The sequence below is a fragment of the Emticicia sp. 17c genome, assembly GCF_037153985.1.
Lineage (GTDB): Bacteria > Bacteroidota > Bacteroidia > Cytophagales > Spirosomataceae > Emticicia.
On the sequence record NZ_JBBAYI010000007.1, the window covers coordinates 245419 to 258483 of the forward strand.

At 36.2% G+C, this 13065-nt stretch carries 13 protein-coding genes and 1 tRNA gene; 8 read left to right on the forward strand and 6 right to left on the reverse strand.

All coding sequences use genetic code 11. From position 1 onward, the window contains the following. The first annotated feature begins 9 nt into the window (after positions 1–9). The 3 genes from WAA15_RS15210 to WAA15_RS15220 all read left to right on the forward strand — a co-directional run bounded on the left by WAA15_RS15210 (position 10) and on the right by WAA15_RS15220 (position 2461). On the forward strand, positions 10–501 hold the full coding sequence (locus tag WAA15_RS15210) for an RNA polymerase sigma factor (protein ID WP_337043647.1): 492 nt from the start codon (positions 10–12) through the stop codon (positions 499–501). Next, a complete protein-coding gene (locus WAA15_RS15215) occupies positions 498–1136 on the forward strand; it encodes a hypothetical protein (RefSeq protein ID WP_337043648.1) in 639 nt (212 codons plus the stop codon). The genes WAA15_RS15210 and WAA15_RS15215 overlap by 4 nt, the downstream gene beginning before the upstream one ends. Before the next feature lie 119 nt (positions 1137–1255). Then, positions 1256–2461 (forward strand): PQQ-dependent sugar dehydrogenase, encoded by a 1206-nt coding sequence (locus WAA15_RS15220; RefSeq protein ID WP_337043649.1) that lies wholly within the window; start codon positions 1256–1258, stop codon positions 2459–2461. A 42-nt stretch (positions 2462–2503) separates the two neighbouring features. On the opposite strand, the gene WAA15_RS15225 is transcribed toward WAA15_RS15220, so the two are convergent. Beyond that, on the reverse strand, positions 2504–4003 hold the full coding sequence (locus tag WAA15_RS15225; protein WP_337043650.1) for a lipopolysaccharide biosynthesis protein: 1500 nt from the start codon (positions 4001–4003) through the stop codon (positions 2504–2506). Positions 4004–4006: 3 nt separating this feature from the next. Continuing rightward, positions 4007–5563, reverse strand: a complete 1557-nt coding sequence (locus WAA15_RS15230; RefSeq protein WP_337043651.1) for a glycoside hydrolase family 10 protein — start codon at positions 5561–5563, stop codon at positions 4007–4009. A 178-nt stretch (positions 5564–5741) separates the two neighbouring features. On the opposite strand from WAA15_RS15230, the gene WAA15_RS15235 reads away from it, so the two are divergent. The 5 genes from WAA15_RS15235 (at position 5742) to WAA15_RS15255 (ending at position 10669) form a co-directional block, all read left to right on the forward strand. Further along, positions 5742–6440: a DUF4290 domain-containing protein gene (locus WAA15_RS15235; protein WP_337043652.1), complete on the forward strand. Its 699-nt coding sequence runs from the start codon at positions 5742–5744 to the stop codon at positions 6438–6440. Between the two features lie 46 nt (positions 6441–6486). After that, positions 6487–7791, forward strand: coding sequence for a UDP-N-acetylglucosamine 1-carboxyvinyltransferase (gene murA / locus WAA15_RS15240; RefSeq protein WP_337043653.1), 1305 nt, complete (start codon positions 6487–6489; stop codon positions 7789–7791). Positions 7792–7875: 84 nt separating this feature from the next. Continuing rightward, positions 7876–7959, forward strand: a tRNA-Leu gene (locus tag WAA15_RS15245). Positions 7960–8153: 194 nt separating this feature from the next. Then, entirely contained in the window at positions 8154–9353 is a 1200-nt protein-coding gene (locus WAA15_RS15250) for a tyrosine-type recombinase/integrase (RefSeq protein ID WP_337043654.1), read from the forward strand. Between the two features lie 140 nt (positions 9354–9493). Beyond that, positions 9494–10669: a hypothetical protein gene (locus WAA15_RS15255; protein ID WP_337043655.1), complete on the forward strand. Its 1176-nt coding sequence runs from the start codon at positions 9494–9496 to the stop codon at positions 10667–10669. A gap of 282 nt (positions 10670–10951) precedes the next feature. Here WAA15_RS15255 and WAA15_RS15260 read toward each other — a convergent pair whose 3' ends face one another. The 4 genes from WAA15_RS15260 to WAA15_RS15275 form a co-directional block, all read right to left on the reverse strand. Continuing rightward, positions 10952–11257, reverse strand: a complete 306-nt coding sequence (locus WAA15_RS15260; protein ID WP_337043656.1) for a hypothetical protein — start codon at positions 11255–11257, stop codon at positions 10952–10954. Between the two features lie 128 nt (positions 11258–11385). Next, on the reverse strand, positions 11386–11814 hold the full coding sequence (locus WAA15_RS15265) for a protein-export chaperone SecB (protein ID WP_337043657.1): 429 nt from the start codon (positions 11812–11814) through the stop codon (positions 11386–11388). 13 nt (positions 11815–11827) lie between these two features. After that, positions 11828–12418, reverse strand: coding sequence for a hypothetical protein (locus WAA15_RS15270; protein WP_337043658.1), 591 nt, complete (start codon positions 12416–12418; stop codon positions 11828–11830). Next, positions 12415–12831 (reverse strand): hypothetical protein, encoded by a 417-nt coding sequence (locus WAA15_RS15275; RefSeq protein WP_337043659.1) that lies wholly within the window; start codon positions 12829–12831, stop codon positions 12415–12417. The genes WAA15_RS15270 and WAA15_RS15275 overlap by 4 nt, the downstream gene beginning before the upstream one ends. Positions 12832–13065: the final 234 nt, after the last annotated feature.

The following is a 13065-nucleotide window of genomic DNA, read 5'->3' on the forward strand; positions in this document are numbered from 1 at the left end:
CAGATAATCATGGAAAAAGAATTCGTCAATCTAATCAATACAAATCGGGGCCTCATTTACAAAGTATGTAATTTGTATTGCCATGATACCGACGATAAAAAAGACCTTTTTCAGGAAATTGTCTTACAACTATGGGCTTCTTATCCACGTTTCAGAGGCGAAGCACTTAGTACCTCATGGATGTACAGAGTAGCTTTGAATACAGCTATTTCGTGTTTCAGAAAAGAAAGCCGAAAGCCTGAAAGAAAAGCGATTTCGGCCGATGAACTGGAAATTCCTGATATGGCACTCTTTAGCGCAGAACAAGACAAAATCAGTTTATTGCAGCAGGCTATTGAGCAATTATCAGAAATAGAAAAAGCCATTATTATGCTATATCTGGAAAACAAAAGTTATGAAGAAATAGCCGAAATTATGGGTATCAGCCTCTCAAACGTGGGTGTACGGCTCAACAGAATAAAAACAAAATTAGAGAAAATAATTAAAGCGAACGAACAATGAACTTGGAAGAACTAAAATCGGTATGGAACGCCTACGACAAACAATTGCAGTCGTCAAAGGTATTGAACGAGAAACTCGTTAGAAGCATGATTAAAGAGCGGTCACAGACAAGAATGACAAAAGTCCGGCAGGAAAACAAGCTACTCTTTATTGTTATGATAATCGAGTTATTATTTATTGGAGCTATTTTGGTAGGCAACCCCTTCGACTTTGTTTATACTTCACAATACATTCCGTTTATTTTATTGAGTGTTGGCATTGTGTTGGCATTAATAAATATCTACAAAAATACTAGTGTGTTATCGGTTAATCTGAGCTACGTAACTCTGGATAGTTTTCTTAAAAATGTAATCAACGAATACGAAAAAAACAGAAAACTGCAACAATGGTTCGGAGGTATCATGTTGGCCTCTGCCTGTTTGGTAATCGTTGCCTTTTTGCCAAATAAGCTAGAAAATAAAGAACTCATACCCGCCCTTACAGAAACCGCTGTTATGATTGCTATTACGTTGGCAGTGTACTTTCTAATGCTTAAATCGGGCATATTTAAAACCCATACAAAGGAAGAATTTCAGAACGATTTAAAAGAACTTGAAGACCTGAAGGCACTGGTCGATGATTTGCATCAGGTTTAATGCCTGCCTGAAAACCATTCAAAAAAACGGCTTATATTATTTTTTCATACGTTTTGTCAGATTTTCAAATCATTTGTGGGGCTTTATGCGTTACATTCATATAAAAATCCAAAACTTCTATGAAAAAAGTAAGCATTTTAATTTTTATGGTCTGCTTTGTTATATTGTTGGGGTTTAATTGCAAACCCGCCGACAATGACCCAACCGGAACATCAAAAGATTCTACCTCGACGAACCCCGTTGCAGAAGAGTATCAGGCAGTGAACGCCTTCCCGAATCTGACTTTTGATGACCCCGTCGAATTTACTTATGCCCCTGACGGAACAAACAAAGTATTTGTAGTTGAACAAAGGGGTGTCATACGTGTATTTGAGAATGTGTCTTCTGCCGATAAATCATCGGTTTTTCTGGATATTGACGCGCGGGTAACTTCTGGAGGAGAAATGGGGCTTTTAGGTCTGGCTTTTCATCCTGACTTTAAAACGAACGGATTCTTTTATGTAAATTATAATCGTGATTCACCCACACGCCAGACGGTTATTTCACGGTTTAAAGTTTCGGCAGGCTCACAGGTAGCCGATGCGGGCAGCGAAAAAATTCTGTTGGTATTTGACCAACCCTATACCAACCACAAAGGTGGAAAATTGGCTTTCGGAGCAGATGGGTATTTATATATTGCCACGGGTGACGGTGGAAGTGGGGGAGACCCACAGAACAACGCCCAGAATCGGAAAAACCTACTAGGAAAAATATTGAGGATTGACGTAAACGTAGCCGAGACAACCCCCTACGGGATTCCTAAAGATAACCCGTATATAGGCAATACTGAGGGCTTCCGTGAAGAAATATATGCGTATGGCTTGCGGAACCCGTGGCGTTTTAGTTTCGATAAAACTACCAATAATTTATGGGTAGGAGATGTAGGGCAAAATAAAGTTGAAGAAATAGACATAGTAACCAAAGGAGGAAACTATGGCTGGCGTATAAAAGAAGCCAATGATTGTTATGATGCCAATGCTAATTGCAATCAGGCTAATCTGGTGGCCCCTGTCTGGAGTTATCAGCAAGGTAATGATGGGCGTTCGGTAACAGGTGGGGTAGTATACAGAGGTAGTAAATTAACAGGGCTTGCAGGTAAATACATATTTGGCGATTACGTAAGCGGAAAAATATGGGCATTAAATTATGATGGCTCAAAAGCTACTAATAGTAATGCCAAAATAAGCAATGTAAGTGCCATTTCGGCCTTTGGCGAAGACGCTAATCATGAGTTGTATATACTTGATTACAGCGCAGGAAAAATTTATACTCTGGCAAAAAAATAAGTATCAAAGTCCCACAAGAGCATATCCCTCTGTGGGACTTTTTTATTTTTTTCCAAAACTTGTAATATTTTGCCAAAGACTACGCATGGCTGTATTCAGTTCAGGAGATACTTTACTCCAGTAGATAATTACACCATATAAAGCCGTAATGGCCGTAGACCTATACGCAATATCAATAACCGTTTTGAACTTTGTTCCGCCTGTAACTGGTATGAGGCTAACAGCTAAGCCACTTAAAACCATTATTAATAAAACCTTCGGAATATCAATCGTAAAAGGCTGCATATCTAGTTTCCACCACAAGAGGGCGTATCTGATACCATTATAATAAATAGTGGCTACTGCTAAGGCAATGGCCGCCCCATTGATTCCGTAAATAGGTATTAGTATTTGATTCAGCAGAATAGTTAAGCCTATCAGGCTTACCATAATATAGGTATCATAACGATAATAGGGTGAAAGTGCCAGAATGGTACCATTCAGCCCTGTGGCGAGGTCGAACAACTTACCAATACTAAGAATAATTATTACCCATTTGCCACTTTCAAAATCTGGCGGAAGAAACTCGAAAAGATTATCGATATTGAGGTAAATTCCCAGAAAAATCCAGCAGCCTACAATCAGGGAGGTAGTACAGCTTTTTTTATAAATAGTTTTAATTTTATCTAAATCATTTGAAGCGAAAGAGTCAACGATAATAGGAGTAGAGGCTTTATTAAGTGCTATTAACGACATACCCATTACACTTCCGAAAAATGCAGCCGTACTGTAAACACCTGTGTCGCCCAGAGACGATAATTTTGAAAGCATGATTTTATCGATGTAAAGAATAATCATCGACGAAAAGCCTGTCAGAATGGTCAGAAAGCTATAAGTGGTAAACTGGCGGGTAAAATGAGGTGTCATAACCGAAAAATCGGGCTTTAATGAAAAGCCTTCGAGCTTAGTGGCTTTCCATATCATGGGTAGCACATAAAACGAAACCGCTAGTACCCAGAACCAGATATATTGCGAAAAATCGAGAATATTAAAAACAACCAGCAACAACGATAACAGAATCAGGAATCTCTGCACAAACTGCCCCAGAAACGTACCTGTAATGGTGTCGTACAGGTTCTTGGCATAGTTATCAAACATATTAAATAATACGGTGGCTAATGTAATTGGCAGCAGAAAATAAAAATTATCTGCAAAAAGTCTGGATTTGTCGTTGCTGGCAATAATCCAGTCTTTTAGAACAATTACCCCGATACTGCAAAGCAAAAAACCACTCAAGCAAACCATAAGCCCCAGAAACAGAAAACCTCTATGACCATGCTTGGCATCACGAAAGTTTACAAAAAAGCGGCTTCCGGCGGCGTTGAATCCCAGAGAGGAGATTTGTACCAGAATGTACATGTAAGACAATAATACATTGAGCAAACCTATTTCCTCTTTATCGAAAAAAGTAGGAAACAAAAAAAACTGAGAAATAAACCCTACTACCACACCCCCATAAGAGAAAATTGTGCTCAGGAAAGCCTGTCTTTTAATTACATTCATCTACTACAATTTTATTTTAACAGTATTGCTCATGGTACTTTCATTACTAAGGCGGTCAAGAGCAGTAACAACGTATACATAACTACGGCCCGAATCGTATGTCTTGTCGGTATAGTTTAGCATACCTTCGTTTCTGACAATTCCTATAATTCTGGCCGGATTCTCCAGATTAATTTTTTCATTTTCATCAAATCTATACACTACAAAAGCATTTACTTCATCGCCATCTTTAGGGGGGGAGCTAGGTAAGTCCCAGCTGATAAATATGCCTCCGTCGCTTACCTTTTTAACTTTGAGGTTTTCTGGCGCATTGGGTGGAATATTGTCTTTCCAGGGCATGGTAGGCGGAAGTGCCGGATAAAAATACAAGTTCCGTAAAGAATCGGTCACCGATAATTCGTTTTTAGTAAGTGGCTTGGCACTAAAGTAAATACTCCCCGAAATCTGAGTTTTGCTACGGTTATAACGCACTTGCCGTGGAATCTGATTAGGGCGTTCCCAGCCTATCTCGTTGCTTCCGGCTTTAACCCGATACGCGGCATGGCCTATATATAAATGGCGTTCATAAGTATGGTTTGTCCACCAGTCGGCTAGGGTTTTATACGGAACCTTGTTAAATTCAAAACTAAAGTAAATCTGCGGAGCTATGTAGTCAATCCAACCCTTCTGAATCCATTTTTTTGTATCGGCATATAAATTATCATAAGAAGTTTGTCCGCCTGCTGTCTGAGAGCCGCTAGGGTCAACCGAAGCATTACGCCAGACACCCACAGGACTAACGCCGAATTTTACTTTAGGTTTTTCGCGGCGAATGGCATCGCTTATGTCCTTTACAATTAAATCTACGTTATTTCTTCGCCAATCTTCTATATTAGTGAAATTGCCTTTGTATTTCCGAAAGGTGTCTTCATCACGTAGTTTTTCATTAGCGATGGTATAAGGATAAAAATAATCGTCGAAATGAATACCGTCAATGTCATAATACCGAACAATATTCACCACAACATCGGTAATATAAGTTCTCACTTCAGGAATACCCAGATTAAACAACTTATAGCCCCCATAACTTAAAAACCATTCGGGTTTAGTAAGTGTGAGGTGGTCAGGTGTAATACTTTTTGATGCTTTGTGCGTGCCGCGGTTCATGTTTAGCCACGCATGGAACTCCATGCCACGTTGGTGAGCTTCATGAATCATGAAGGTCATGGGGTCATAAAAAGGGGTGGGAGCTTTGCCTTGTTCGCCTGTCAGCCATTCTGACCACGGCTCTTTGCTACGTGCATAGAAAGCATCAGATGCCGCCCTGACCTGCACCAGCACGGCATTCATGCCGTAGCTTTTTTGTCGGTCGAGTAAAGTTCTGAACTCTTGTTGTTGAATATCGGCAGAAAGCCCCTTGCGTGAAGGCCAGTCAATATTATCGATAGTAGCTACCCAAACCGCCCTGAACTCACGTTTAGGGCCAACAGGTTTTGATACAAACTGTTGGGCAACCTTTTTACTACAACCACTCAGGAAAGCATAAATTATCAGGTAAAAAGCCGCACTTTTAAAATACATCTCAATTTGAAGTTTGAAATTTCATTCAAAATTAGACAAAAATTTAACCTAAAAGCTATTTTTTGTTACTTTTGCTGTGTTTAGCAATAATGCTGTATATTTAGCATTATTAATTATAAAAAAGGCAGTAACGTAATTGGCTTTTTTACATTATCACTCAATTAGACACTAATATATTGTGAAAGAATACGGAAGTAATATTCAGAAATTGACCGAATACATTGTTAGCCTGCCTGACAAAGAACAGCGTACAAAATATGCCCATATTCTGATAGAGTTAATGCGCCAGATTCACCCAAATATGCGTGAAGGCATTGACTACTCTAAAAAACTCTGGGATGACCTCTACATTATTGCCAATTTCGACCTCGATGTCGATAGCCCTTTTCCTCCACCTCCAAAAGAGATTCTTGGGAAACGCCCGATGCTTGTGCCTTATAACCAGCATCACCTAAAGCACCGTTTTTATGGCCGTAATCTTGAATTGCTTGTCTTGAAAGCCATGATTACCGAAGACCTCGACGACCGTAAAGCCTTTGTTTCTTATATGGTGCGCCTGATGAAAAACTTTTACCAGACGTGGAACAAAGACACCATCGAAACGGAAGATTGTCTGCAACAAATTCTGGAGTTATCAGGTTTTAGATTACAGGCCGAAATTGACGCGCTTCGTCGGGATGGTTTGATGGAGTCTTCGCCTAAAGATGGTAACGGAAGCCGCCAGCGGATACCTCAGCCACAACAGGCACAAGGCCGCGACAACCGTAATAACAACAATAATCGTGACCGTGACCGCGACCGCAATAAGAATTTTAACGGAGGGTATAAAAACGATAGAAACAACAACAACAATAATAACAACAAAAGAAGACGTTAACAAAAGGGTATACCCACTAAAAACATAGTTTGATATTACGACCTATATGGCATCATTTAAAATTACAGGAGGAAAAAAATTACAGGGAGAGATAATTCCACAGGGAGCTAAGAACGAAGCACTGCAAATTGTGTGTGCTGTTCTGATGACAAAAGAACCTGTGACTATTCATAACATCCCCGACATCAGAGATGTAAATAAACTCATGGAGTTGCTGGAAGATATGGGGGTACGCCGTAAAAAAGTCGGTGAAGGCTCATATTGGTTTCAAGCCGACAATGTGAATTTCGATTACTTTGAAACTTCCGAATATAAAGATAAAGCCTCAGCCTTACGTGGCTCAATTATGTTACTAGGCCCCATGCTTGCCCGTTTTGGCAAAGGTAAGGCCCCAAGACCCGGAGGAGATAAAATTGGTCGCCGTCCGTTAGATACCCACTTTACGGGTTTTCAGAAACTGGGTGCCGAGTTTATCTACGACCCTAACGATGCTTTCTATACCGTTGAAGGGGCAAAAATGAAAGGAGCTTATGTGTGGATGGACGAAATTTCGGTAACCGGAACTGCCAACGTACTGATGGCGTCGGTCATGACAGAAGGCACCACCACCATCTATAATGCCGCCTGTGAGCCATACCTGCAACAATTATGTAAGATGCTCAACAGCATGGGCGCAAAGATTTCGGGCGTAGGTTCTAACCTCCTAACCATCGAAGGTGTGAAAGAGCTACATGGTTGCGAACACACCATGTTGCCTGATATGATAGAAATAGGTAGTTTTATTGGAATGGCGGCCATGACGCAGTCAGAAATAACGATTAAAAACTGCCAGATTCCACAGTTAGGAATTATTCCTGATGTATTCAGAAAATTAGGGATACAGATGGAGTTCAGAGGAGACGACATTCACATTCCGGCACAAAGCCATTACCAAATCAGTTCATTGATTGACGGCTCCATTCTGACGGTTTATGATGCTCCGTGGCCAGGTTTTACGCCAGACCTTATATCGATTGTGCTTGTAACAGCCATACAAGCTAAAGGAACGGTATTAATTCATCAGAAAATGTTTGAAAGCCGTTTGTTTTTTGTAGATAAACTGATTGACATGGGCGCACAGATAATTTTATGCGACCCACACCGTGCCAACGTAATTGGACTAAACCGTGAACACACGTTGAGAGGTATTCGTATGACCTCGCCAGATATACGTGCGGGGGTATCGTTACTGATTGCTGCGATGTCGGCCGAAGGTGTGAGCATTATTGATAATATTGAGCAGATTGACAGGGGGTATCAGTTCATCGATAAGCGATTAAATGCCATAGGAGCAGAAATTGTCAGAATATAAAATGATTTTTTTCGGATTAAGTTTTGAATTGTAAAGCATAAGCTATACCTTTGCAATCCCAATTCGATTAATACCGAAACAAATGCCCAGATGGCGGAATCGGTAGACGCGTTGGTCTCAAACACCAATGCCTTCACGGGCATGCCGGTTCGACTCCGGCTCTGGGTACTATTAATTTTCAGCACTACAAAAAAGCCCTTTTTAGGGCTTTTTTTATGCCCTACTACTAAAGAAATAGGTAAAAATACCTGTTTTTGTGCTAAAAATACCTAGCTAACATATATCGGCACTAACATTGTTTAGCGATAGACTTTTTCACCATTAAATTTTATCGTTATGCAAAAAATTATGAGTTCTACGAAATGGATTTATGCTTCTACATTCGTCGAAATGATGCTGTAAACAAATCGGGTCAAACTTCTATTTATTGTACAATTACTATTAACGGTTCTTCCTGCGTGCCTTTTTCTACGGGAATTAAAGTAATTGCTAAAAATTGGCTACCTAAAAAGAAAACTACCAATGATGAATTTGCCGACGTTGTACGGAGAGAAATTAACAGGGTCGAAAACCTGTTAAGAAAAATTAAAAGTGATTTAGAAGACGCTTCAAAAGTCTGTACGGCCAATGTTGTAAAGTCAATTTTCTGTGAGATTAGAAGTAAAGCAATCAAAAGTAAGCCAGATAGCCCCAAAGAGAAAACTACTTTTCTGGAATTAGCTAAAAACTATCTGCACAAGAAAATACGTATGGGTGCATCAGTTAACACCAAAAAAAACAATAATACCTATATCAATAATTTAACTACCTACTTAGCTTCCATCAAGCAAAAGAACATTGTACCTTCAAAGATTGACTATGATTTTATAGAAGAATTTCAAATGTATTTTCAATATGATAAAGGTAACTCAAAGAACTATACCAATTGTCATATCGGGTTCATTTCGTCGGTGTTAGATTATGCCGTTTTGAAAAAGCATATCAAGCATAATCCTTTATTGAGTTTGAAGCTAAATTATTCGGAAAAGCACGATAACAAAGGAGTAACCGAAAGCGAATTATTGCTACTGCAAAATGCTACCGACCTGACAGAAAAGGAACAAAAGGCTATTGATATATTTTTGTTTTTATGTGGTAGTGCAATTGATTACTGCGATTATTTGAACCTTAGAAATGATAATCTTATAGAGCGAAACGGTAAACTGATAATCAAGCATGAGAGAGACAAAACCGATAAATACACCTCTGAAAATATTAATGTAGCAAGCCCAATTTTAAAAGAATCAGCTTTAAGGATTTTGCAAAAATATGGAAGTATTGAGAATTTACCCCGATACAAAAATTCTCAGAATGTGAATAGGAATATTCAAGCAGTAGCAAAGAGACTAAATATAAAAACCCACCTGACAACCAAAAGGGGGCGTAAAACCTTCACAAATATGTCTGTAAACAAAGAACTTCATACAGACGAGCAAACGGCTTATCAATTAGGGCATAGCTCTACAAAGCAGTTAAAACATTATAGGGCTTATGCTGATGAGATTTTGGAGAGTTTGTTGTAAAGTAGTGATATATTTCAACCATAAATAGGATTCATGTATTAGTATAATAAGAATTTTATAAATGAATTACTTCTACGCAAATAGAGTTCGTAGAAGTAATTTATTTTTGGATAAATTATTGAAGTTTTAATGTTTATCTTATGAAAGCACATAAACAAAAATTTTCTGCCATTGCAAATATTTGGCGCAATCACATATATGGATGTCAATTTTTTGAGTCAAAGTTTAATTTATCCGAAGTAAAAGGCAATAACTATTTTGGAGACTTGGTAACTTACTTTAATGATTTAGAAAGTATAATTACTACAGAAGATGACGGTAATTTAAGTGAGAATTTTTCTCATGATTTTAAAAACACAATTAGTTTTTTGCAAGCAATTTTTATTCAGCAAGATTTTGTAATAGAAATGTTAAGCATTTTTAAATGTAGTAAAGCCTTAAAAAGAATCAGAAAGGATTCAAACTTTAAAAGTAATAGAGATATTAGAAATGAACTTGTAGGGCATCCAATAAAAAGAAATCGCTCAACAAATGCTTTTTTGTCATCTGCTATCTTTAGTAGTGAGCTTAAGATAAATAAAATTGCCTACATGATTTATAGTAAGGACAATAACTTTAAGTCAAAGCATATCATCATTGAGAGAGAGGTCATTATAAATAGACATCAAAATCTTCTAAACTATTACTTTGATTTAATTCTTGAAAAACTAAAAGATGTGTTAAAGGAATATAAGAATAAATTAACACTAATTAAAAATTCTTTAAGTGATTCCTCTTTTGAAAATCTTCTTGCAGAATTACACTTTAATTATGATTTAATTTTTGATTCAGAAAGTTTATTTCATCCAAAGATATTAATGAAATTAAAAGAAAAAATGAATCTTCACCCAAGATATAAATCTTCTATTGAACACTTTTATAATACCTTAAATAATTACTTAGAAGAAACTATTTCACTTTTAGAAGATTGGATAAACTGGAAAGTTAAAGATGAAGAAATTAAAGACAAAATAGTGAATGTGGCTCTAGTAGAATATCCTCTTTTCAATGATATAAATGAAGAGTTATTTGATTTAGGAGATGTGCAATACGTTGATTCTTCTAACCAAATACCAACAATTAGTAATGACCATGATGACTATATAATTTCAAAGTTTCATGGCAGGGATATGTTTTTTGCTAATTATTTTAAGAAAAAGTATAAAAATAGTAAAAATGTGATTTATGAATTGGAATATATGAAAGCAAACATCAATGATGATTTAGAGTATCATTCTTCTTTACATTATTTATGTAAATTATTAGGGAAAGAATAAGTTTTTGAAATTTGCAGAAATATGGAAGTATAGAGAATCTACCCAGATACAAAAATTCTCAGAATGTGAATAGGAGTATTCAAGCAGTAGCAAAGAGACTAAATATAAAAATCCACCTGACAACGAAAAGGGGACGTTAAACTTTCACAAATATGTCTGTAAGCAAAGAACTCAATATAGACGAAAACGGCTTATCAATTAGGGCATAGCTCTTCAAAGCAGTTAAAGCATTATAGGGTTTATGATGATGAGATTTTGGAAAGTTTGTTAAAGATTTAATACTCATAAATACTTTTGTTGAAGAGCTTCAAAGCAATAGGCTACTAATAAACATAATCCATTTTTGTAAATACCCATTTTTCTCCCTTCATCAACTGCAACAGATAGACCTTCAAAGAACTCTTCTATTTCAATTGAGTCAGGATACGAGCCAAAGTCTAGCACCTTACCATATTTTTTATCTAACCAAGCAAATAATGTTTTTTCTCTAATATGTTTATGAGTTTCTTTAAGGCTAAGAGTTTCTCCTTTGTCAATAAGCGAATTTATTCTAAATCCGAGTAATGTGTATTTAACTGGGTAAGTCATATTTTAATATTTATAGTTTATATATTGGGATAAATATATGGATAAATGCCGATTAACAAAAATATTGAATAGTCAGGCAGGTAATATAAACAAAAAGCCCATCATTTGATGGGCTTTTTGTTTAACTCTTATTTTGTTACTAATTCTTGTTTTTCACTATCTTCTACTATTTTAACAAAATTCAATGGCGGTAATAATAATAATGGTAACCTTGCTTTTGAAGATAAAGAAGCAATATGCTCCCTAATAAATGGAAAAATAATTGCAGGTGCGTTAATTTTTGCAAATGATTCTAATCCAATATTATTGATTTCTGGGTTTTTTCTAAAAATACCAAGCATATGTACATTAAATGTAGCTTCATCTTCACCTCCAACACCTGAATTAATTCCAATTTTTAAGGTTACATATAAGTTAGGAGTATCAAAATGATGTTCTCTGTCTATAGATATATTATTCTGATACTCAGGAGAAGCAAAACTAACTTCTCCCTTTCTGCTAAAAGTACTTTCAATTAATATTAACTCTAGTAATTCAAACTCTTGATTGTTTTCCATTTGAAGATTTAGTTTATGCAGCCATTACATTATTTGTGCTTCCCATCAAAGTATCTTCAACACGTTCAAAATATAAATTACTTTTAAGAGCTACTTGCAAGTCTATTTCATAATCATTTTTATAAGTATACCCCCAACTTTTAGATTTGCTAACGATTCCAGTACCTTCAACCATAGGCGCAAATTTAATATGAAGTTTATTAGGCTCTGAAACAGGAATAACCTCTACCATTCTTACCTGTTGATTATTAGCTACCTTTTCATTAGAAAATATTAAAACATCGTTACTATAATGTGATTGTACAAAACTATAATCAACTCCATATAATAAGCCTTGAGCTTCAAATGTCACGTGTTTAATCGAATAAAGACTTCCTTCCGTAACAAAGCAAATAGCTTCATCAGGAAAAGTGTCTTCAAAATTCTTGGTTATTTCTATCTCCCTGTCAATATAGCCTTTATTAGAATTATAATAAACGGCTGGTAATACTTCTAAAAAATGTTCTTTTTCGGAAGCAATATGCTCATATCTAATTTTAATAAAAGGAAAGAGAGATACCAAATAATTGATTTGGGTTAAAATATAGTTTTTAGACTGCATCATAAATTAAAAATTCGTTTTAGGCTGCTGTTAATGTTATTCGCTTGTTGCAAGGCTCTTTGAGCAGTACTTTGAGTGATTTCTACGTTTTCATAATCGCTCGTACCTCTTGTTTTCTTTAGTTGGTGAAGCTTTTGTTTTAACTCCCTAGCGTCATATTTGTTTGTAGAAACTTCATATTCGGCTGCTATTTTTTTTATCAACCATAGATGTAACCCACCTTTAGCTGACTCAGATTCAGCCGATACTTCACTATCTGTTTGTCCAAAATGTGAACGAAGAATATGAAGCATCAATTGTACACATGAATAATATGAGCAATGAATACTTGAAGCATAACAACCATTGTTTGTTGATAAAATAGAGTGAGCAATTTGAATATTCTGGTCTGATTTCGTTTTTAGAAAACTTGACATTTTTAATAGTTAGCAATCATTGTTTTGAATTATTCACTTTTAATTTATCAGAATTTAATCTTTACAAAATCAGTAATATAGATAATATCCATGTATTATATAACACCAAAAAAGCAAATATTATTCCATAAGAGACGGATATTTATCCGATAAGACATCGGTTCTTTAGTAAAAGTGGTTGCATACTAGGTATTAAATTTTAGATTTGTGTTCAAAATCAAAGAAATAGTCATA

Coding starts and splice junctions, on each gene's coding strand:
- WAA15_RS15210 (WP_337043647.1), top strand. CDS start 10: ATGGAAAAAGAATTCGTCAATCTAATCAATACAAATCGGGGCCTCATT.
- WAA15_RS15215 (WP_337043648.1), top strand. CDS start 498: ATGAACTTGGAAGAACTAAAATCGGTATGGAACGCCTACGACAAACAA.
- WAA15_RS15220 (WP_337043649.1), top strand. CDS start 1,256: ATGAAAAAAGTAAGCATTTTAATTTTTATGGTCTGCTTTGTTATATTG.
- WAA15_RS15225 (WP_337043650.1), bottom strand. CDS start 4,003: ATGAATGTAATTAAAAGACAGGCTTTCCTGAGCACAATTTTCTCTTAT.
- WAA15_RS15230 (WP_337043651.1), bottom strand. CDS start 5,563: ATGTATTTTAAAAGTGCGGCTTTTTACCTGATAATTTATGCTTTCCTG.
- murA (WP_337043653.1), top strand. CDS start 6,487: ATGGCATCATTTAAAATTACAGGAGGAAAAAAATTACAGGGAGAGATA.
- WAA15_RS15250 (WP_337043654.1), top strand. CDS start 8,154: ATGGATTTATGCTTCTACATTCGTCGAAATGATGCTGTAAACAAATCG.
- WAA15_RS15255 (WP_337043655.1), top strand. CDS start 9,494: ATGAAAGCACATAAACAAAAATTTTCTGCCATTGCAAATATTTGGCGC.
- WAA15_RS15260 (WP_337043656.1), bottom strand. CDS start 11,257: ATGACTTACCCAGTTAAATACACATTACTCGGATTTAGAATAAATTCG.
- WAA15_RS15265 (WP_337043657.1), bottom strand. CDS start 11,814: ATGGAAAACAATCAAGAGTTTGAATTACTAGAGTTAATATTAATTGAA.
- WAA15_RS15270 (WP_337043658.1), bottom strand. CDS start 12,418: ATGATGCAGTCTAAAAACTATATTTTAACCCAAATCAATTATTTGGTA.
- WAA15_RS15275 (WP_337043659.1), bottom strand. CDS start 12,831: ATGTCAAGTTTTCTAAAAACGAAATCAGACCAGAATATTCAAATTGCT.